The 21259-nt window shown below is 59.5% G+C and carries 20 protein-coding genes; 14 read left to right on the forward strand and 6 right to left on the reverse strand.

Features of this window, described 5'->3' with window-relative positions; genetic code table 11:
- Positions 1-84: 84 nt before the first annotated feature.
- Positions 85-294, forward strand: coding sequence for a DUF2788 domain-containing protein (locus tag EQV96_RS13355; RefSeq protein ID WP_016779292.1), 210 nt, complete (start codon positions 85-87; stop codon positions 292-294).
- Here EQV96_RS13355 and EQV96_RS13360 read toward each other — a convergent pair.
- From EQV96_RS13360 to EQV96_RS13375, 4 genes are all read right to left on the reverse strand, one after another.
- Entirely contained in the window at positions 289-855 is a 567-nt protein-coding gene (locus tag EQV96_RS13360) for a pseudouridine synthase (RefSeq protein ID WP_169916967.1), read from the reverse strand. The genes EQV96_RS13355 and EQV96_RS13360 overlap by 6 nt on opposite strands.
- A gap of 136 nt (positions 856-991) precedes the next feature.
- The gene (gene amn, locus EQV96_RS13365; protein WP_153327098.1) at positions 992-2464 is read right to left on the reverse strand and encodes an AMP nucleosidase; all 1473 of its coding nucleotides are present in this window, start codon (positions 2462-2464) and stop codon (positions 992-994) included.
- A 230-nt stretch (positions 2465-2694) separates the two neighbouring features.
- Positions 2695-4344, reverse strand: coding sequence for an acyl-CoA dehydrogenase family protein (locus EQV96_RS13370; protein WP_240882108.1), 1650 nt, complete (start codon positions 4342-4344; stop codon positions 2695-2697).
- Positions 4345-4418: 74 nt separating this feature from the next.
- Positions 4419-6797, reverse strand: a complete 2379-nt coding sequence (locus EQV96_RS13375; protein ID WP_095023448.1) for a hybrid sensor histidine kinase/response regulator — start codon at positions 6795-6797, stop codon at positions 4419-4421.
- Positions 6798-7082: 285 nt separating this feature from the next.
- On the opposite strand from EQV96_RS13375, the gene EQV96_RS13380 reads away from it, so the two are divergent.
- The 4 genes from EQV96_RS13380 to EQV96_RS13395 all read left to right on the forward strand — a co-directional run bounded on the left by EQV96_RS13380 (position 7083) and on the right by EQV96_RS13395 (position 10608).
- Positions 7083-7880, forward strand: coding sequence for a hydroxymethylpyrimidine/phosphomethylpyrimidine kinase (locus tag EQV96_RS13380; RefSeq protein ID WP_094999413.1), 798 nt, complete (start codon positions 7083-7085; stop codon positions 7878-7880).
- Positions 7881-7897: 17 nt separating this feature from the next.
- Positions 7898-8521, forward strand: coding sequence for a thiamine phosphate synthase (gene thiE, locus EQV96_RS13385; RefSeq protein ID WP_094999414.1), 624 nt, complete (start codon positions 7898-7900; stop codon positions 8519-8521).
- 31 nt (positions 8522-8552) lie between these two features.
- Positions 8553-9836 carry a glutamate-1-semialdehyde 2,1-aminomutase gene (gene hemL / locus EQV96_RS13390; RefSeq protein ID WP_095019041.1) on the forward strand — a complete coding sequence of 428 codons (1284 nt, stop codon included), beginning with the start codon at positions 8553-8555 and terminating at the stop codon, positions 9834-9836.
- A 223-nt stretch (positions 9837-10059) separates the two neighbouring features.
- Positions 10060-10608 (forward strand): tetratricopeptide repeat protein, encoded by a 549-nt coding sequence (locus EQV96_RS13395; RefSeq protein ID WP_094999416.1) that lies wholly within the window; start codon positions 10060-10062, stop codon positions 10606-10608.
- Here EQV96_RS13395 and EQV96_RS13400 read toward each other — a convergent pair.
- Positions 10594-10836, reverse strand: coding sequence for a hypothetical protein (locus tag EQV96_RS13400; RefSeq protein ID WP_133143810.1), 243 nt, complete (start codon positions 10834-10836; stop codon positions 10594-10596). The two genes, EQV96_RS13395 and EQV96_RS13400, sit on opposite strands and share 15 nt — an antisense overlap.
- A gap of 572 nt (positions 10837-11408) precedes the next feature.
- Here EQV96_RS13400 and EQV96_RS13405 point away from each other — a divergent pair.
- The 5 genes from EQV96_RS13405 (at position 11409) to EQV96_RS13425 (ending at position 16872) form a co-directional block, all read left to right on the forward strand.
- On the forward strand, positions 11409-13463 hold the full coding sequence (locus EQV96_RS13405; protein ID WP_340068449.1) for an FAD-dependent oxidoreductase: 2055 nt from the start codon (positions 11409-11411) through the stop codon (positions 13461-13463).
- An 86-nt stretch (positions 13464-13549) separates the two neighbouring features.
- On the forward strand, positions 13550-14347 hold the full coding sequence (locus EQV96_RS13410; RefSeq protein ID WP_095020948.1) for a transporter substrate-binding domain-containing protein: 798 nt from the start codon (positions 13550-13552) through the stop codon (positions 14345-14347).
- Complete coding sequence (locus EQV96_RS13415; RefSeq protein ID WP_095019043.1) at positions 14344-15036, forward strand: ABC transporter permease subunit; 693 nt, start codon at positions 14344-14346, stop codon at positions 15034-15036. Before EQV96_RS13410 ends, EQV96_RS13415 begins: the two co-directional genes overlap by 4 nt.
- Positions 15033-15743, forward strand: coding sequence for an ABC transporter permease (locus EQV96_RS13420; protein ID WP_240882110.1), 711 nt, complete (start codon positions 15033-15035; stop codon positions 15741-15743). The genes EQV96_RS13415 and EQV96_RS13420 overlap by 4 nt, the downstream gene beginning before the upstream one ends.
- A 10-nt stretch (positions 15744-15753) precedes the next feature.
- Positions 15754-16872 (forward strand): succinylglutamate desuccinylase/aspartoacylase family protein, encoded by a 1119-nt coding sequence (locus EQV96_RS13425; protein WP_095023451.1) that lies wholly within the window; start codon positions 15754-15756, stop codon positions 16870-16872.
- A gap of 35 nt (positions 16873-16907) precedes the next feature.
- Here EQV96_RS13425 and EQV96_RS13430 read toward each other — a convergent pair whose 3' ends face one another.
- The gene (locus tag EQV96_RS13430) at positions 16908-17234 is read right to left on the reverse strand and encodes a DUF1820 family protein (RefSeq protein ID WP_016779282.1); all 327 of its coding nucleotides are present in this window, start codon (positions 17232-17234) and stop codon (positions 16908-16910) included.
- Positions 17235-17366: 132 nt separating this feature from the next.
- On the opposite strand from EQV96_RS13430, the gene miaB reads away from it, so the two are divergent.
- The 4 genes from miaB to EQV96_RS13450 all read left to right on the forward strand — a co-directional run bounded on the left by miaB (position 17367) and on the right by EQV96_RS13450 (position 21241).
- Entirely contained in the window at positions 17367-18695 is a 1329-nt protein-coding gene (gene miaB, locus EQV96_RS13435; protein ID WP_094999422.1) for a tRNA (N6-isopentenyl adenosine(37)-C2)-methylthiotransferase MiaB, read from the forward strand.
- Between the two features lie 194 nt (positions 18696-18889).
- A complete protein-coding gene (locus EQV96_RS13440; RefSeq protein WP_094999423.1) occupies positions 18890-19909 on the forward strand; it encodes a PhoH family protein in 1020 nt (339 codons plus the stop codon).
- Entirely contained in the window at positions 19902-20363 is a 462-nt protein-coding gene (gene ybeY, locus EQV96_RS13445; RefSeq protein WP_016779278.1) for an rRNA maturation RNase YbeY, read from the forward strand. The genes EQV96_RS13440 and ybeY overlap by 8 nt, the downstream gene beginning before the upstream one ends.
- A gap of 38 nt (positions 20364-20401) precedes the next feature.
- Positions 20402-21241, forward strand: a complete 840-nt coding sequence (locus tag EQV96_RS13450; protein WP_016779277.1) for an HlyC/CorC family transporter — start codon at positions 20402-20404, stop codon at positions 21239-21241.
- The last annotated feature ends 18 nt before the right edge of the window (positions 21242-21259 follow it).

A 21259-nucleotide genomic window follows, 5' to 3' on the forward strand; every position in this document is an offset into this window, starting at 1 on the left:
CTCTCACTACCCAGATCAATATCCCCACACTTCCCTGGCGTATACTCCTACGGCTTTTTCCCACGATGTCGCCGGAGAATACCGATGGATCCTGCCGTACTTGAAGAATGGATGATGACGATTCTGGTCAGCGTGCTGATCATTTTCATGGCCTTTATCGTCTGGGATCTGGCGAAGAAGTCCAAAGCTGGACGCTTCGGCTCCATGATCCTGTTTTTCGTCCTCGGCCTGGGCGTTGCCGCGTTTATCATCAAAAGCGTGGTCATCGGCCTGATCGAATCCGGAGCCCTATAGCCGCGCCGGAACTTCCCGGTACTGCCCCTGCTCCAGCCCTTCAATGCTCCAGTCACCAATGCGTACCCGCACCAGGCGCAAGGTCGGCAAGCCCACTGCCGCCGTCATGCGCCGCACCTGACGGTTGCGACCTTCACGAATCACCAGTTCCAGCCAGGCGGTCGGGATACTTTTGCGAAAGCGTACCGGCGGGTTGCGCGGCCATAGGTGCGGCTCGTCCAGGGCACGCGCTTCGGCAGGCAGGGTCTTGCCGTCATTGAGTTCAACGCCATCACGCAACTGCTGCAGTTGCTCCGGCGTGGGCTCGCCTTCAACTTGAACCCAGTAGGTCTTGGGCAACTTGTGCTTGGGGTCGGCTATCCGCGCCTGCAGCTGGCCATCATTGGTCAACAGCAGCAAACCTTCACTGTCCCTGTCCAGTCGCCCGGCGGGGTAGATGCCCGGAATCGGGATAAAGTCCTTGAGCGTGGCGCGCCCGCCTTCGTCGCTGAACTGGGTCAGCACATCGAAGGGTTTATTGAACAGGTACAGCTTGGGATCAGACGGTGGCGCTTTGGCCACGCGGCGATTGGCAGCTGGCGCGGTGAGGCTTTTCGAGGCCGGGCGGCGTGGGGCGGGACGAGACATGACAAAAAAGGCTATCTAGCGATCAGGGCTGGCAATGCTAGTCCCCCGATCGCTAAATGACCATCACCGATCAACGGAACGGCGGTTCATCAAAGCTGCGCAGCTTGCGCGAATGCAGGGAGTTGAGCTGGCTGCGCATCAAGTCCACGGCAGCAATGCCGATTTTCAAATGCTGGCTGACCGCACGCTCATAGAAGGCATTGGCCGAACCTGGCAGTTTGATTTCACTGTGCAGCGGTTTGTCCGACACACACAACAGCGTGCCATACGGGACGCGCAAGCGATAACCCTGGGCAGCAATGGTGCCGCTTTCCATGTCCACGGCAACAGCACGGGACAGGTTGATCAGCGGACGTTCCTGAGCCCAGCGCAGCTCCCAGTTGCGATCGTCATAGGTCAGTACGGTGCCGGTACGCAGGCGTTTTTTCAGCTCATCGCCGCGCTCACCGGTAACCTGTGCGGCAGCCTCCTGCAGCGCCAGCTGGACTTCAGCCAGGGCCGGAATCGGAATGTTCGGCGGCACGACCCGATCAAGAATGCCGTCACGACGCATGTAGGCGTGGGCCAACACATAATCGCCAATGGTCTGCGACTGGCGCAGACCGCCGCAGTGACCAATCATCAGCCAGCAATGCGGACGCAGCACGGCCAGGTGGTCGGTAATGTTTTTCGCATTGGACGGGCCGACGCCAATATTGACCAGCGTCACGCCATGACCATCACTGGCCTGCAAGTGATACGCCGGCATCTGGTAGCGATGCCACACCACCCCCGCCGCGATGGCCTGGGCCTCGCCGTAGTCCATCGATTTTTCGATGATCACATTGCCCGGCATCACCATGCGCACAAAGCGCGGGTTGTCGCGCAATTGCTCAAGGCCATGGAGGATGAACTGGTCAACATAGCGATGGTAGTTGGTCAGCAGAATCCACGGCTGCACATGGCGCCAGTCGCTGCCGGTGTAGTGCACCAGGCGGCGCAGGGAGAAGTCGACCCGCGCGGCGTCGAACAGCGCCAGGGGCAACGGATCGGTGTTTTCCCAGTCGTACAGGCCATCGGCGATGCCGTCGGTGGCAGCAGACAGGTCGGTGCTCGGAAACACCCGCGCCAGCGCAGCAGCGGTAACGCCGGAGCCGGCCAGTTCATCACCTTGCTCGACCACATAAGGGTAAGGAATATTTTGCTCACTGACGCCGACTTCTACTTCAACGGTGAAGTCGCGCATCAATGGCACCAGCTGTTCCAGCAGGTAGTTACGGAAAGAGGCGGGATGGGTGACGGTCACACTGTAGGTGCCCGGTAACTGGACCTTGGCATAAGCACGGGTGGTGGTCGGCACTTCACCGTTGATACGGTAGGTCAAACGCAGTTCGGGGTAGCGAAACAGCGCGCGTTCTTGCGCAGAGGGTTCAACCCGATCCTTGAGATAACGCTTGAGTGCCTGGCTCAAGGCCGTGGTTGCGCGCTCGTGCAAGGCAGCAAGCCGGTCAACGGCCTCTTCAGCGGTGGAAACGACAATAAAAGCTTCGGTCACGATAAGCATCCTGTCTTCTGAGCGGGCAGGCCTTTATCTTGCCTGTATCGATGGCTAAAGGCAGCTACAAAATTGCCTGCCGAAGATTTCCTGTGGCTGCTGGGGATAAACAGAATATCGGCTGCCTCACGCAAATCCCTGTGGGAGCGGGCTTGCCCGCGATGGCATCGACCGGGTCTGGCAGATAAAACCCGTCGTCTGCATCGCAGGCAAGCCAGCTCCCACAGGGTTGGGGATATTCAGGCAACCTGCGGGGTAGCGCGGGCAACGATGGCTGCCACATTCAAACCCCGTGGCAATGTACCGTAAACCCGGCCGCTGCCCTGTAACCGGCTGGCGATAAAGGCGTCGCTGACATCACTGTTACCAGCCTCAAGTAGCAGTTTTGCCTGTAGGCCAAGGGCGATGTCTTCTGTCAGTTGGCGAGCGCGATACTGGATATCGTCAGTGTCGTTGAGCGCCGCCTTAAGCTGCACAATGTGCTGCCCCAGGCGCACATCGCCATGCCCGTCGCCCAACTCGGCAAACAGCGCATCGAGCACGCCCGGCTCTTTGGACAAGGCTCGCAACACGTCCAGGCACTGCACATTACCCGACCCTTCCCACGTCGAATTGACCGGCGCCTCGCGATACAGGCGCGGCAGGATGCTGTCTTCGACATAACCTGCGCCCCCCATGCATTCGGCCGCTTCGTTGATCATGGCTGGAGCCCGCTTGCAGATCCAGTACTTGCCCACCGCTGTGACCAACCGGGAAAACCTGGCCTCATGCGGGTCATCCGGATTGTCCAGCGCCCGCCCCATGCGCAGGCTCAGGGCCAGTGCCGCCTCGCTTTCCAGCGCCAGGTCAGCCAATACGTTCTGCATCAGTGGCTGATCTGCCAACACCCGACCGCCCACCAGTCGATGGGCGCAATGATGGCTGGCCTGGGTCAGCGCCTGACGCATCAAGGCACTGGAGCCGACCATGCAGTCGAACCGGGTCATGGCGACCATTTCAATAATGGTCGGCACGCCACGACCTTCTTCGCCGATCATCCAGGCCAATGCCCCACGAAACTCAACTTCACTGGAGGCGTTGGAGCTATTGCCCAGTTTGTTCTTCAGGCGCTGAATATAGAATTCGTTGCGGCGGCCATCCGGACGATGGCGCGGCAGCAAAAAGCAGCTCAGGCCTTTTTCGGTTTGGGCCAGGGTCAGAAAGCCGTCACACATGGGTGCCGAGCAGAACCATTTGTGCCCCAGCAGTTCATAGGCCTGCCCCGGCCCTTTGGCCCCTACGGGGTAAGCCCGCGTGGTATTGGCACGCACATCGGTGCCGCCCTGTTTTTCAGTCATGGCCATGCCCAGGGTCACGCCGGCCTTTTGGCTGATATCGACATTACGCGGGTCATATTCAGTGGCCAGCACTTTGGGCAGCCAGATGGCAGCCAGGTCCGGTTGCAGACGCAAGGCCGGCACGCTGGCGAAGGTCATGGTCAAGGGGCAGCCGCTGCCCGCTTCGGCCTGGCTGTGCAGGTAGGTCATGGATGCGCGGGCCACATGGGCACCGGGTTGCGGGTGGGCCCAGGGCAAGGACGGCAAACCATGCTCAATCGCCGTGCGCATCAGTTCGTGGTAAGCCGGGTGAAACTCCACCAGATCAATCCGATGCCCGAAACGGTCATGACTGACAAACTGCGGTTTGTTTTCATTGGCCAGAAAACCCGCAGCCATCAGCGGGCCGCCCGCCAGAGCACCGTACTCGTCAATCCGCGCCTGCGCCCATCCCGCGCCGAAATGCTGGCTCCAATACTGCAACGGCAGGTCAATGCGGTACAGGTTCACGCCGTCCAGAGACGGCGGCTGATTGGTCACCTGATGGGTTTCTGCGTATTGATGCAAGTTCATTGCGCGGGCTCCTTGGGATCGTACCAATGAGCCAGTGAAGCACGCATCTGCGGCTAAACAAGGGGCATAAACGCCTAAAACTCGGCGTTTTTATCGTTATTGTCGATCAGCAGGCGTTGCGCCAAGGTCTGTTGCAAGTCCTCAAAACGCAGCGGTTTCAGCAGATAATCAGTGATCCCGTCGACCTGCTCGCGGGCTTGCTGCGCCTGGGCTTGCGACTCGAACAGCGCCAGCACGGGCAACTGCGCACAGGCGGCCAATGTCAGCAGCTGGCTGCCCATCGACGTAGCACAGACCTGGGCCAACGGGCACGCCAGCAGCACCGCATCGACCCGCTCGCGGCGCAACGCTTCTATGGCCGCCTGCCCCGTGTCAACGCCGAGCACGCGATAACCCAGTTTGAGCAACATGGCGCGCACTACCACAGGGTTTTCCGGGCCTTCTACCAGCAAGACCACACACTCCCCGGGCGCCCTCAGCTGCAACGCCGAATGAGTCGTGTGCGACGGGGTTTGCACCGAGGGTTCAAGCTCCAGCAACAGCTGGAACTGTGAGCCTTGCCCCGGCTGGGAATGGTGGGTCAGGCGCCCGCCGAGCAGTTCCACAAGGCGCCGGCAAATCGCCAGGCCGATACCCAGGCCGCCATATTCACGGGTCATGGAGCCATCAACCTGAAAGAAGTGCTGATAAAGTTCGGCCTCTTCCTGGTGAACAAAACCAATGCCGCTGTCGATTACATTGAACGCCAGCGCCCAGCGCCCGGTCTCTGCGGGTTTACCGGTAACACGCAAAATCACCCCGCCCTCACGGGTGAACTTGATCGCGTTATCCAGCAGGCACTCCATGCACTGGCGAATTTTATCCGCATCACCTACCCATTGATCCGGCAGATTGCGGCCCACTTCGTACGAAAACTCCAGCCCTTTACTGCGTGCCGCCGGCCTGAACTGATCGCTCAGCCCCTGCAGCAGTTCATTCAGGCTGAAGGGCCGGGGTTGCGCGACCAGTCGTCCGGCCTGCAGTTCGGTCAGGGTCAGGATGCCATTGACCATGTGCATCATTTCTCGTGCTGAACCTTGCGCAGTCTTGGTGTACTGCTCCAGCTCAGGGCTCATGTCCAGGGTTTTGATCAATTCCAGAGAGCCAATGACACCGTTCATGGGCGTGCGCAATTCATGGGTAACGGTTGCCAGAAACTCGTCTTTGAGCTGGTTGGTACGGGCCAGTTGCTGGTTCATGGCGGCCAGTTTCTGTCCCGATTCCTGCAGCGTACGCGCCTGCAGGTCACGCATGGCGTTGATCCGGTCGGCAAGCGCCAGCGACAGCAGCCCCACCTCGATTGCCGAACCTATCTGGCTGGCGTACATGGTCAGGAAAACGTTCGGCAGGTAACCCAGCACCATCAGCGTATTGACCAGCCCCCCGAGCAGGAAGGCCGACCAGGCGATCACAAAATAACGCGCGACCCGCAGGCCACGTACCCATGCCACCACACCAGCGGTAAAAATGGTGACAATAAACGCCAGCGCCAGGCCGGTGGCCAGGCGCAACGACACGGCATAGCTGGTGGTCAGCGCGAGCACCATCACCAGAGCACCCACGCCCATCAGCAACATCAGTGCCCGGTCAAGCCAGCGGCTGTGGGAGGCGGTGTGCAAGAAGGAGCGGGCGAACTGGCAACCAAAAAACGCCGATGCACCAATCAGGAACGGGGTGGAGGCATTGGCCCACCACGGGCTGTCAGGCCAGAAGTACTGCACTGCCGCACCGTTGACCGACAGCTGGTAAAGGCCGAACGAGGCAATATAAAAGATGTAGTAGAGGTAGCTGGTGTCACGCACGCTGAGGTAAATAAACAGGTTGTAGACCAGCATCCCCAGCAACACGCCATAAATCAGGCCCAGGATGTAAATCCGCACGGGCTGCTCTTCAAGATAGGCCTGGGCCGACCATAGCGTCAGCGGCGCCTGAACCGAACCCTGGCTGGCCAGACGCAGGTACACCGTCTGGCTTTGCCCCGGGCTGAAGTTGAGCTCAAACAGGTAATTATTTTCTTTGATCTGACGACTGTCGAAGGGCAGTGCATCACCCGTTCGCTCGGCCAGCCGGTAATTGCCCGCGGCGTCTGCCAGGTAAAGCTCGATGGAATCAAGCGGCGGGTATGCCAGCTCCAGCAGCCAGGTGCGATGCACCTGCGGGTCTTGTGGCTGGTAGTGCAAATCCACTTTGATCCAGAAGGCCGAGTGCGAGTAGCCCTTGTTCAGCGTGTCTTTGGTATGGGGCTCGAACAGTTCGCCGTGTGCGGTGACATCTGCCAGAGTCGCTTCGCCACCCGCGTCTTCGAACACCTGCATCACGCGGCCCAAGGGCAGGCTTTGTGTGGATTCGTCAAAAGCGACTGCGCTGGCCAGCATCGGTAGCCAGCCCAACAACATCATCAGCAAATAGCGCATACAGCCCCAACGTAGCTCACTCGAAGACGCGGGCAACCCCATATTCCCTTTGAGATCGCGTCGACCGAATGACCGGTTAATAATTTGAAGGCACTTTAACATAGCCATTAATGGCACATACACACCATCTAACAATTCATCACAAAGGCTCTAGTACGGGCATTACAGAGCTAAATAAGCGCTGAGACCGAAGATTCTTAAGGCCAGGCAACGGCTTACAAACTTCCGCTAACCTGACACCGAGCAAGCGCCCGTAAAAACTGTTTGGTGGTAAGCTCGCGCACCATGAATATCTACAGTTCTCGCCCCGTTGTCCTCTGTCTCTCCGGCCATGACCCCAGTGGTGGTGCCGGCTTGCAGGCAGATATCGAAGCCCTGCTGGCTCAAGGCTGTCACGCCGCCCCGGTAGTGACCGCCCTGACTGTGCAGAACACTGTCAATGTCCGCGACTTCCGCGTGCTGGATCGCGAGTGGGTACTGGCGCAAGCCGATGCCGTGCTCGGCGACTCCACCGTTGCGGCGGTCAAGCTGGGCATGCTCGGTTCACTGGAGATGGTCGATACCGTAGTCGAACTGCTTCAGGCCAATCCGCATCTGCCGATGGTCTGTGACCCGGTGCTGCGTGCAGGCGGTGGCGGACGACTGGGCAAGGACGAAGTGGGTTACGCCATGCGCGAACGCCTGCTCCCCCTGGCCACCATTGCCACCCCCAACCTTCCCGAAGCCCGCATCCTGGCCGAACTGCCCGATGGCAGCGCCGATGAGTGCGCTGAAAAACTCCTGCCATTTTGTCGGCACCTGCTGATAACCGGCGGTCACGGTGATGAGCACGAAGTGCATAACCGCCTGTACAGCCGCGACGGCAGCCGCCACACCTTTACCTGCCATCGCTTGCCGGGCAGTTACCACGGCTCGGGTTGCACCCTGGCCAGCACGTTGGCCGGGCGCCTGGCCATCGGTGAAGAACTGGTCAGCGCCGTGCAAACCGCGCTCAATTACACATGGCGCACCCTGCGTGATGCAGAGCAACTGGGGCAAGGGCAATTTGTACCGCGCCGCTTGCCGCTGGATTTTTGCTCGTAACCAATGAGGCTCACCCCATGACGCTTCGCGGCCTGTATGCGATCACTGATAGCCAGTTGCTGGCTGGCAAACTGCTGCCCTATGTGGAGGCGGCCCTCGATGGCGGCCTGACCCTGTTGCAATATCGCGACAAAAGCACTGACGACGCCCGCCGACTGCGCGAGGCCGAAGCCTTGCGCGGGTTGTGCGAACGCTACAAGGCACACCTGATCATCAACGATGATGGCGAGCTGGCCGCCCGCCTGGGTGTCGGCGTGCACCTGGGGCAGACCGACGGCCCGCTGACCCCTGCCCGCGCCCTGCTGGGGCCACAGGCAATTATCGGTTCGACCTGCCACAGCCAGGTCGAACTGGCCGAGCAAGCCGCCAAAGAAGGTGCGAGTTATGTCGCCTTTGGCCGCTTTTTCAATTCCAGCACCAAACCCGGGGCGCCAACCGCTACCCTTGAGACCCTGGACCAGGCCCGCGCCCGCCTCAGCCTGCCGATCTGCGTGATAGGCGGAATTACCCTGGACAATGCCGCGCCGCTGGTGGCCCACGGTGCCGACCTGCTGGCCGTGGTGCATGGCCTGTTTGGCGCCGAAAGCGCCCGGGAAGTCACCCTGCGCGCCAAGGCCTTCAACACCTTGTTGTCTATTTAAATACCGAATCCTGATTCTGAGAGAGCCCACCATGTCTCGTTCCGAAACCCTGTTTGCCAACGCCCAGAAACACATTCCCGGTGGCGTGAACTCGCCAGTGCGTGCCTTCAAAAGCGTGGGCGGCACGCCGTTGTTCTTCAAACACGCCGAAGGCGCCTACGTGACTGACGAGGACGACAAGCGTTATGTCGATTACGTCGGCTCATGGGGCCCGATGATTCTTGGGCACAGCCACCCTGACGTGCTGGACGCAGTACGTGCGCAACTGGAGCACGGCCTGTCGTACGGCGCCCCGACCGCCATGGAAACCGAAATGGCCGATCTGGTGTGCTCCATCGTACCGTCAATGGAAATGGTGCGCATGGTCAGCTCCGGCACTGAAGCGACCATGAGCGCGATCCGTCTGGCCCGTGGCTTCACTGGTCGCGACAATATCCTCAAGTTTGAAGGCTGCTACCACGGTCACTCCGACAGCCTGCTGGTAAAAGCCGGTTCCGGCCTGCTGACCCAGGGCGTGCCAAGCTCGGCTGGCGTGCCGGCAGATTTCGCCAAGCACACCCTGACCACCGAGTTCAACAATATCGACGCGGTTGCACAGCTGCTGAGCGAAGTCGGCGACACCGTGGCCTGCATCATCGTCGAACCGGTTGCCGGCAACATGAACTGCGTGCCGCCTGCGCCAGGCTTCCTTGAAGGTCTGCGCAGCCTGTGCGACCAGCACGGCGTGGTTCTGATCTTTGACGAAGTGATGACCGGCTTCCGCGTCGCCCTCGGCGGTGCCCAAGCCCACTACGGCGTGACTCCGGACCTGAGTACCTTCGGCAAGATCATCGGTGGCGGCATGCCCGTCGGCTGCTTTGGCGGCAAACGCGAGATCATGCAGCACATCGCGCCGCTGGGCCCGGTTTACCAGGCGGGCACCCTGTCCGGCAACCCGCTGGCCATGGCCGCCGGCCTGACCACTTTGCGCCTGATCAGCCGCCCGGGCTTCCACGCCGAGCTGAGCGATTACACCACCCGCCTGCTCGATGGCCTGCAACAGCGCGCCGACGCGGCCGGCATCCCCTTCGTGACCACACAGGCCGGCGGTATGTTTGGCCTGTACTTCAGCGGCGCCGATGACATTGTCACCTTTGACGACGTCATGGCCAGCGATGCCGACCTGTTCAAGCGCTTCTTCCATTTGATGCTCGAAGGAGGCGTATACCTGGCACCCAGCGCCTTCGAAGCCGGTTTCACCTCGATCGCCCACGGCGAAGCCGAGTTGCAACTGACCCTGGACGCCGCAGAACGCGCATTTGCTGCACTGAAATAATCCAAGAAACGGCAAGGGCGAGCGCCCTTGCCGTTTTTTTATGCCAGTAATGAGCAGATCTTTTAGCCCACCCGTCCATAATCGTCTTAAATCAATGGATATCGCGCTCAGGCAGCAGAAAAACGAGTAAAGACTTTGTAAGGTTGCCTCTGCTTATTTCATAATGCGCGCCTATACATCCCATGATCGGGTTAACCCGTCATCCAGAGGTACGTCGATTCCCATGAACCGCACCGGCCGCGCCCTTGCACTGGGCTGCCTGTTGCTCCTACAGCCGTTGCTTGCCCAGGCAGGCGGTAACTCGTTGTTGATCCCAGCGATGGGTCGCTGCACCCTCAATACTCAGCCTGAGGACCTCGCCGAGGCGCTTGCAGCCTGTGAAGAGGCGGCAAAAGCCGGGGATGCAGAAGCCGAATACGAGTTGGGCGAGTTCTATTACGACGGTAAAAACACCCCGCAAGACTTCAACAAGGCGCTGAGCTACTTCGAAAAAGCCTCGCTGCAAGGCCACGCCATGGCCCAGTTCCAGCTCGGCACCATGTTTTTCAAAGGCGAAGGCGTGCCGGCCAACAACATTCAGGCCTATATCGTGCTGAAAATGGCTGCGGTCAACGGCGCCGAAGACGCCCTGGACACCGCCGACATGGTGGCCGAGCAAATGCCGCGCGACCAGCTCGAAACGGCTACCCAGATACTCGGACAGATCTTCCGCAAGTATTTGCAGGAGCTGCAATCTACCGACGCCCGCTCGCCGTTTTCACCATTGCCCTGATTTCAAACCCTTACTGGTTTGCTGGCGACAACGTGCCTGTGCCGGATACGGCTTTTCCTGGATGTCATCCGAATGTTCAGCGATTAAATTACCCGTCGCCCCCAATGACATTGAAAGCATCACGGCCACTACAGAAAAAATCGCCAGCACATACGAAATCAACGCCAGGTCACTCGCGTGCTTGTGAGCCACCAAAGTCCGCAAGAATGTTATTCCGTAATAGGGCATGACTCGACTGATGGTGAGTGGCACTAATAGAGCGACGCATGAATTTTTCATAGCGCATCACTTAACCCTCCACCGAAAACATTTTTTACCCAACTCAACTTAATGCTGCGCCTGCACAACCTCAAACGCTACGTGAAGACCATCCTCGTCTTATGCATTATGCACACGGGGTGATTCATGGGCTGAGCGCTGCAGCTTGAAGCTGTTAAATATATATCTAGGTAATTATTCTTACGCCAAATAAAGATTAACCTTACTTAAGCTTAAGTTAACTTGATTACGTTGTTTTCACCCATGATTATTATGCCCATCATTGTTCAAAGCCCTGTTTTAGAGCCTTGAACAGAATATGATGATAGGCCGCGACCCTCGATTTAACGGGTTTGACCCGTTACAAGAAACAACTCATGATTTCCTCTCGCTGCCCACGGTCTTGCGCTGCGCAGTAGCTATTGGCGTGTCATCACGCAGTTCACTCTTTAAACGTGGCAATAGTGTGCTCATTTGATTGACGCGCTGTTCTTTGTTTTTGTATCAAATGCGTCGATCTATTTGGGCACGGGGGAATACCTGTGCGTGATCCGAGATATGACATTTTGTTTGAGCCGGTCCAGATAGGGCCCGTGCGTACGCGCAATCGTTTTTACCAGGTACCGCACTGTAATGGCATGGGGCATGTACATCCTTCGGCTATGGCACGTATGCGCGCAATAAAGGCCGAGGGCGGGTGGGGTGTTGTCTGCACGGAAGAGTGCGAAATCAGCCCCTTGAGCGAATTCTCGCCTTATATCGAAGCACGCCTGTGGGACAAGCGCGACATACCGGCGCTGGCCCGCATGTGTGACGCGGTTCACCGGCACGGTAGCCTGGCGGGTGTGGAACTGGCCTTCAATGGCTATTCCGCGCCCAATCGCACCAGCCGCGAAATCCCCTGGGCCCCCTCCAATACCCCCGTGCGCGGCTACGACCCGGTGCAGGCCCGCGCCATGAGCCGCGCCGACATCAAGCAACTGCGCGAGCTGCACAGGGCTGCGGCCTTGCGTGCCCGTGATGCAGGGTTTGACATCATTTATGTATACGCTGGCCATGATCTGGGCTTGCCGTTCCACTTTCTGACGCAACGCAACAATCGCCGCACGGATGAATATGGCGGAGCGCTGTTCAATCGTGTGCGCCTGCTGCGCGAGTTGATAGAAGACACCCGGGATGCCGTCGGTGACCGCTGCGCCGTTGCCGTGCGCCTGGCCGTTGACGAGCAGCAGGGCTGCGCCGGCCTGACCCGGGACAGCGAAGGCGTCGAAGTGTTTTCCATGCTGGCCGAGCTGCCGGATCTTTGGGATATCAATGTTGCCGACTGGGCCAATGACAGCGTGACCTCGCGGTTTGCCGCAGAGGGTTATCAGGAGGCATTCCTCACCGGGCTCAAGGCCTTGACCAGCAAGCCGGTGGTGGGTGTAGGACGTTTCACCTCGCCCGATACCATGGCCTCGCTGGTGCGCCGCGGGGTGTTGGACCTGATCGGCGCGGCCCGCCCTTCTATAGCCGATCCTTTCCTGCCCAACAAAATCGACCAGGGGCGCACCGACGAAATTCGCGAGTGCATCGGCTGCAATGTTTGCGTCAGCGGCGATCACACCAGCACGCCAATGCGCTGCACACAAAATCCGACTATGGGCGAGGAATGGCGACGCGGCTGGCATCCGGAGCAGGTTCCGGTCCGGCGTGCCGAGGGGCGAGCGCTGGTAATCGGCGCAGGCCCTGCCGGTCTTGAGTGTGCCCGGGTACTCGGCGCTCGCGGCCTGGAAGTGATGCTGGCTGAAGCCACTCGCACCCTGGGCGGACGCGTGGCCAGCGAGTCCCGGCTACCGGGGCTGGCGAGCTGGTCGCGGGTGGTCGATTACAGGGTGGATGCCTTGAGCCGTCTGGGCAATGTCGAGATCTACCGTGAAAGCCGCCTTGAAGTGCAGGACGTTCTCGACATTGAAGCCAGCCACGTGTTTGTCGCCACCGGTTCGCGTTGGCGCAACGATGGCCTGGGCCGTGTGTTGCGCCAGCCTCTCCCTGGGCTGGAAAACCTGCCCGTATTCACGCCGGATGATGTGATGGCAGGCGCTGTGCTGCCTTCGCCCGTGGTGGTGTTCGACGATGACCACTACTACATGGGCAGCGTACTGGCCGAGAGCCTGATTGCCCGGGGAGTCGAGGTGCTGTATGTCACCCCGGCCGCAGATGTTGCACCCTGGACCCACAATACCCTTGAACAGCACCGGATCCAGCGCCGCTTGCTGGAACTGGATGTCACCATCATCACCTCCCATACGCTGTGCAGCCTCACGCCGTACGGCGTACAGGCAGCGTGCACCTACACCGGGCGCCCGCGTTTCATTCCTGCCGCAGGGGTGCTGCTGGTGACCTCCCGCGAGCCTGAGCAGGGTCTGTTCGACGCCCTGCAGGCCGAGCCCCGGGGTGTGCAGCAGGTGATCCAGATCGGTGATTGCCTGGCTCCGGGCACAATTGCTGCCGCGGTGTACTCCGGGCATCGCTTTGCCCGGGAGTTCGACGCCCCCCCCGGGTTGCTTCGCATGCGCCGGGAGTTGGTGGCGCTGGAAGACTGGCCAGCGCCTTGAGTTCTTTCTTGAGTGGTCAACCTGTCGCCCGACGGGTAATAGCGACCCGACGGGCGGTTATTACAACAACAATAAGGAATCAACCCATGAAAAAGATACTGTGGATGCTGGCACTGCTGGTGGTGGCCGTACTGGCTTGTGTCGTAGTCATTGCCCCGGCGCTGGCCAAGGATTACCAAGTCATACGTTTTGGCACCGACCCGACCTACCCGCCCTTTGCCTCGAAAAGTGCCGACGGCTCACTGGTGGGCTTTGAAATTGACCTGGGCAACGCCCTGTGCGAGCGCGTGCAGGCGAGCTGCAAGTGGGTCGAAATCGATTTTGACGGCATGATCCCCAGCCTCAATGCTCGCAAGATCGACGGCATTCTGGCCACTATGGCGGTGACGGCGGCGCGGCAAAGGGTCATTGATTTCTCGTCCGAGGTGATGACCACGCCCAATGCGCTGGTGTTCAAAAAAGGCGCTGGCCTGGATGCCAGCCTGCAGGCGGTAAAAGGCAAAGCCATCGGCTACCTGCAGGGCAGCACCCAGGAGGTCTATGCCAAGGCGGTGCTGGCCAAGGCCGGGGCGAAACTCGTGGCATACCCGGATCAGGATCGGGCCTACGCTGATCTGCAAGTCGGGCGACTGGACGCGGCCCTCCAGGATCTGGTTCAAGCCGAGCTGGGCTTTTTGCGCTCTCCCCAGGGTGCTGCCTTTGAGGCCGGCAAGGCGATTGAAAGCGACCTGATGCCGGGCACCAGCGCCATTGGCATCCTCAAGGGCAATCAAGCACTCAAGGCTATGCTCGATAAAGGCCTCGCCCAACTGCATGCCGATGGCACCTACGCACGGCTGCAAAAGCAGTATTTCGGGGATCTTGTTCTGTACAGCAATAAATGAGCGGCCTTCAGGTTTACGCGCCATTGCTGGCACTGGGAACCTGGATGACGATCAAGCTGGCGCTGATATCACTGCTGCTGAGCCTGTTTCTGGGGCTGCTGGGCGCAGGAGCCAAGTTATCCACAAGCCGTGCGGCGCGATGGATGGCCCGGCTTTACACCACCCTGATCCGCGGCGTGCCCGACCTTGTGCTGATGCTGCTGATCTTCTACGGCCTGCAAACCTGGCTCGGCCAACTCACGGACAGGCTGGGCTGGGCCTATATAGAGATAGATGCCTTCACTGCCGGGGTGATGACCCTGGGCTTTATCTACGGTGCTTACTTCACCGAAACCTTGCGCGGCGCCATTCTCGCAGTGCCCTTTGGGCAGATTGAGGCTGCCAGGGCCTACGGCCTGAGCCCGATGCAGTGTTTTTGTCGTGTGCTGTTCCCGCAGATGATGCGCTTTGCGCTGCCGGGGTTGGGCAACAACTGGCTGGTGCTGCTCAAGGCAACCTCGCTGGTGTCGATCATCGGCCTGGCCGAGCTGGTAAAGGCAGCCAGCGACGCGGGAAAAAGCAGTTTTCAACTGTTTAACTTCCTGGTGCTGGCGGCAGTGATCTACCTGCTGATAGCCGTTGCCTCCAACAGCGTATTGCACAGGCTTGAGCGGCGCTTCGCCGTGGGGTTCGAGCGGGGTGCGCGATGATCGAAGTATTGCTGTCGTATTGGCAGCCTTTTTTGTATAGCGATGGCCAGAAGATCAGCGGTCTGGCCATGACCTTGTGGCTGACCACTGCTTCCATCGGCATGGGTTTTGTACTCTCGATCCCGCTGGCCATTGCCCGGGTTTCTGAAAACCGCTGGGTGCGCTGGCCGGTGCATGGCTTTACTTACCTGTTTCGCGGCACGCCGCTGTATATCCAGCTGTTGATCTGCTACTCGGGCATCTACAGCCTTGCCGCCGTTCAGTCGCAGCCGTTGCTGGGCGCATTTTTTCGCGATGCCATCAACTGCACCCTGCTGGCCTTCACCCTCAATACGTGCGCCTACACCACGGAAATCTTCGCCGGTGCGATCCGTTCAATCGCCCGGGGGGAGGTACAAGCTGCCCGGGCGTATGGCTTCAATGGCTGGAAGCTCTACCGTCGCGTCGTCATGCCCCAGGCACTGCGCCGCGCCTTGCCGGTTTACAGCAACGAAGTGATCCTGTTGCTGCACTCCACCACCCTGGCCTTCACCGCCACGGTCCCTGACATTCTCAAAGTCGCCCGGGATGCCAACGCGGCCACCCTTCAGACCTTCCCTTCGTTTGTCATCGCTGCCGGGCTGTACCTTATCGCCACCTTTGCCCTGGTGGGACTGTTTCGCCTGGCCGAGCGGCGCTGGCTGGCATTTCTCGGCCCGCGCCGATAGGAGAACCCCCATGCACCACCAACGTCATGATGTGCTGGCCGCCGTACCGGGCACCTGTCGGCAAATCCATAGTTTTCATTACGGACCAGCGCCAGAGCACGGGAAAATCTATATCCAGGCGTCGCTGCACGCGGACGAGCTGCCGGGCATGCTGGTGATCTGGCATCTCAAGCAGCGCATGCTGGAGCTCGAGCAGGCCGGCCTGTTGCGCAAGCACATAGTGCTGGTGCCCGTGGCCAACCCGGCGGGGCTGGAGCAGGTGCTGATGGACGTGCCCCAGGGGCGTTTTGATAACGAAAGCCGACAGAATTTCAACCGCTTCTTTGTGGATGTCAGTCAGGAGGTGGGCGATAGTGTCGAGGGCCAGTTGACCCAGGATCCAGAGCACAACACGCAACTGATTCGCTCAGCCTTGCGCCGTGTCCTGGTCGCCACGCAGCCGCTGACCCACGTGCAGGCCCTGCGTCAGACCCTGCAGACCCTGGCGTGCGATGCCGATATGGTCCTGGACCTGCACTGCGACTTCGAAGCCGTGCAGCACCTGTACCTGGCCCCGGCCTTCTGGCCGCAGGTAGAGCCCCTGGCCCGTTACCTGGGGGCCCGAGCCTGCTTTATGGCCACCGAGTCGGGCGGGCAGTCCTTCGATGAATGGTTCACCCTGTTCTGGGCGCAGATGCAAGCGCGCTTTGCGCCACGCTTCCCCCTGGCGTGCTGCAGCTTTGCCGTGACCGTTGAGCTGCGAGGGGTGGCGGATGTGACCCACGAACTGGCGCGTGACGATAGCCAGGCGCTGATCGACTACTTGATCCATGCGGGTGCAGTCGAAGGGCAGCCAAAAGCACTTCCGGCATTGCTCAACCCGCCGACCCCGCTAGCGGGCGTCGAGCCGTTGAACAGCCCCACGGGGGGTTTGCTGGTGTTTTATGCGCAAGTGGGTGACTACCTGCAGGCGGGGGCTGTGGTGGCAGACATCATTGACCCCATCACGGACCGTATTACTCCAGTGGTCTGTCAACGCGAAGGCTTGCTCTATGTCCGCTCATTGCGGCGCATGGCGACTGCGGGAATGACCATTGCCCATGTCGCCGGGGCGCAGGCGTATCGACAAGGGGACTTGCTGTCGCCATGAAGGGATTGCGAGCGCGGGAAGGGAAAGAAAAGCCCTTACTTGTCCGGCATCGGAAACGGAAACGGCATCACATTGCTGACACCACGGGCTTCACTGATTTTAGGCGTGCCCAGCCGCTCAACCTCATCGATACGGACAATCGAGTGCATCGGCACAAAGCTGCGCACCACACCTTCAAACTGAGCCTTGAGCTTTTCTTCGCTGGGGTCGACAACCATTTGTGTGCGCTCACCGAAGACGAATTCCTCTACTTCCAGAAACCCCCACAGATCACTTTGATAGATCTGCTTGGCGTACATTTCGAACACCTGGCCCTGGTTGAGGAAAATCACCTTGTAGATTGGAGCTTCACGTTTGGTCATGGTGGGCGGGTAAGCATCTGAAGGTAAAAAAGAGGGCGCGAACTATAGCATAGCCATCAGACGCACAACGCTAGGAAGCAACGGCTATGACCCCTATAATGTGCGGTTCTTTGAACCACTTGATGAACACCCATGGCCAAGAAGCTTTACATCGAAACCCACGGTTGCCAGATGAATGAGTACGACAGCTCGCGCATGGTCGACCTGCTGGGTGAACATCAGGCCCTGGAAGTCACAGCGCGCGCCGAAGACGCTGATGTCATCCTGCTGAATACCTGTTCAATCCGTGAACGTGCCCAGGACCGCGTGTACTCCCAACTGGGTCGCTGGCGCGAACTGAAACTGGCCAACCCCGACATGGTTATCGCCGTGGGCGGTTGTGTGGCCAGCCAGGAAGGCGCGGCGATCCGCGATCGCGCCCCGTATGTGGACGTGGTATTCGGCCCGCAAACCCTGCACCGCCTGCCGGAAATGATTGACGCCGCGCGCATTACCAAACTGCCGCAGGTTGATGTGTCATTCCCTGAAATCGAGAAATTCGATCACCTGCCAGAGCCTCGCATCGACGGCCCAAGCGCCTACGTATCGGTCATGGAAGGTTGCAGCAAGTACTGCACGTTCTGCGTGGTGCCTTACACCCGCGGCGAAGAAGTCAGCCGGCCCTTCGATGATGTATTGGCCGAGGTGATCCACCTGGCTGAAAACGGCGTGCGTGAAGTGACCCTGCTTGGCCAGAACGTCAACGGCTATCGCGGCCTGACCGAAGGTGGCCGCCTCGCCGACCTTGCCGAGCTGATCCGTGTGGTTGCGGCGATCGACGGTATCGAGCGTATCCGCTACACCACCTCCCACCCTCTGGAGTTTTCCGACAGCCTGATCCAGGCTCACGCCGAAGTCCCGGAACTGGTCAAACACCTGCATCTTCCGGTGCAATCGGGCTCCGACCGCATTCTGTCGGCGATGAAACGCAATCACACGGCGCTGGAGTACAAGTCCAAGCTGCGCAAACTGCGTGCTGCCGTACCGGGGATCTGCATCAGCTCCGACTTTATTGTCGGCTTCCCGGGCGAAACCGAAAAAGACTTCGAACAGACCATGAAGCTGATCGAAGACGTGGGTTTCGACTTTTCCTACTCTTTTGTCTACAGCCAGCGCCCGGGCACCCCGGCAGCAGACCTGACGGACGACACCCCGGAAGAGCGCAAGAAAGAGCGTCTGAACGCGCTGCAACATCGTCTCAACCAACAGGGCTTCGAGATCAGCCGCCAGATGGTAGGGTCGACCCAGCGGATCCTGGTAACCGACTACTCGAAAAAAGACCCGGGCGAATTGCAGGGCCGGACCGAGAACAACCGCATCGTCAACTTCCGCTGCGACAACCCGCAGTTGATCGGGCAATTCGCCGATGTGCATATTGATGCGGCCCAGCCGCACTCGTTGCGGGGCTCGCTGCTGAACTGACCACACGCCATCGTCCCTTGTGGGAGCGGGCTTGCTCGCGATGCACGCAACACGGTCCGACTGGATGAGTGCGGTGGTGCAATCGCGAGCAAACCCGCTCCCACATCAAACATTTGGTGAAGTCCTTTCACGCTTGACCTGCTAGCGTTATCCTTAATTTCATATCAATTGCCTAAGGGCGGCTAAATACGACCTTGAACGCACCCATCGAACCACATCGCTTCCTTCTCGAGCCCTTTGAGGCCCGCCGTTTCGCCAATCTGTGCGGGCAATTCGACGAGCATCTGCGCTTGATCGAGCAACGCCTGACGATCGAAATCCGCAATCGCGGTAACCAGTTCGAGCTGATCGGCGATCCGAAAATCACTTCTTCGGCAGAAAACCTGCTGCGCCGCCTGTACCGCGAAACCAAGGCCACCGAGCTTTCGCCGGACATGGTTCACCTGTTCCTGCAAGAGTCTGCGGTACAAGACCTCGCCAGCAACCCGGTGGCTGAAGCCAGTGTTTCGCTGCGCACCAAAAAGGGCATGATCCGCCCTCGCGGGATCAACCAGCAGCGTTACGTCAAAGAGATCCTGGGCAACGACATCAACTTCGGCATTGGCCCGGCGGGTACGGGTAAAACCTATCTGGCTGTGGCCTGCGCAGTTGATGCCCTGGAACGCGAGCAGATCCGCCGCATCCTGCTGGTGCGCCCGGCGGTTGAGGCCGGTGAGAAGCTCGGTTTCCTGCCGGGTGACCTGTCGCAAAAAATAGACCCGTACCTGCGCCCGCTCTACGACGCACTGTACGAAATGCTTGGTTTTGAATACGTGGCCAAGCTGATCGAGCGCCAGGTGATCGAAGTCGCGCCACTGGCCTACATGCGCGGCCGCACGCTGAACAACAGTTTCATCATTCTCGACGAAAGCCAGAACACCACGGTCGAGCAGATGAAAATGTTCCTGACCCGCATCGGCTTCGGCTCGACCGCCGTGATCACCGGTGACATCACCCAGATCGACCTGCCCAAAGGCACGAAATCGGGGCTGAACCATGTCATTGAAGTGCTCAAGGACGTGCCGGGCATCAGCTTTACCCACTTCCAGTCCAAGGACGTCGTGCGCCACCCGCTGGTGCAGCGCATCGTCGAGGCCTACGGTCGCTACGAACAGGAAGCCGCCGACAAGCTGGCCGCGCTGCCCGCTGCAAAGGATTACCGCCACGATGCTTGAGCTTGACCTGCAACTGGCGACTGACGCCAGTGCCCCCAGCGAAGCCCAGTTCCGCCAATGGTGTGAACTGGCTTTGCGCCAGCGCAGCGCCGATTCGGAAATGACCATTCGTCTGGTAGACGAACCCGAAGGTCGTGAACTGAACCACACCTGGCGCCAAAAAGACTACGCCACCAATGTGCTGTCCTTCCCCGCAGACGTGCCTGATGAGTTCCTCGATATCCCGCTACTGGGCGATCTGGTGATTTGCGTGGCCGTGGTCGAGCGCGAAGCCGCCGAACAAGGCAAAAGCCTTGAGGCCCACTGGGCCCATCTGGTGATACACGGTTGCTTGCATCTTCTGGGTTACGACCATATAGAAGACGAAGAAGCCGAAGAAATGGAAGCACTGGAACGAACGTTGCTTGCAGAACTGGGTCATCCTGACCCGTATGCAGACGACGAAACCGAATAACACCCACTGAAACTACCAAGGGATACGAGTAAATCGCTATGAGCGAAGACCGATCGAGCAACGGGCAAAAGTCATGGTTAGGTAAGCTGACCCAGGCCTTTGCCCATGAGCCGAAAAACCGCCAGGAGCTGCTTGAGCTGCTGCGCGAAGCACACCAGAACAAACTTTTGGACAGTGAAGCGCTGGCCATCGTCGAAGGTGCCATTCAAGTGGCTGACCTGCAGGTACGGGACATCATGGTTCCTCGCTCGCAGATGATCAGCATCAAGGCAACCCAGACCCCCCGCGAATTTCTCCCGGCGATCATTGACGCGGCGCACTCGCGCTACCCGGTGATCGGCGAAAGCCACGACGACGTCCTTGGCGTCCTCCTGGCCAAAGACCTGCTGCCGCTGATCCTTCAAGAGAACGGCGACAAGTACAACATCAAGGATTTGCTGCGTCCGGCGACATTTGTCCCCGAGTCCAAGCGCCTTAACGTGTTGTTGCGCGAGTTCCGCGCCAACCACAACCACATGGCCATCGTGATTGACGAATACGGCGGCGTTGCGGGTCTGGTGACGATTGAAGACGTTCTCGAGCAGATCGTCGGCGACATCGAAGACGAGCACGACGTCGAAGAAGACAGCTACATCAAGCCGTTGCCCAGCGGTGACTTCCTGATCAAGGCCCTGACCCCGATCGAGAACTTCAACGAGTTCTTCGACACCGAATTCTCCGACGACGAGTTCGACACCGTGGGCGGCCTGGTCATGAGCGCATTCGGGCACTTGCCCAAACGCAACGAAACCACTGAAATCGGCCCCTACCGCTTCCGCATCCTCAATGCTGACAGCCGCCGGATCCATCTGATTCGTCTCACGCCTATTGCCCGCTAAATCTCAATACCAAGGATT

This window comes from Pseudomonas sp. TMW22080 (assembly GCF_022496745.1).
GTDB lineage: Bacteria > Pseudomonadota > Gammaproteobacteria > Pseudomonadales > Pseudomonadaceae > Aquipseudomonas > Aquipseudomonas bubulae.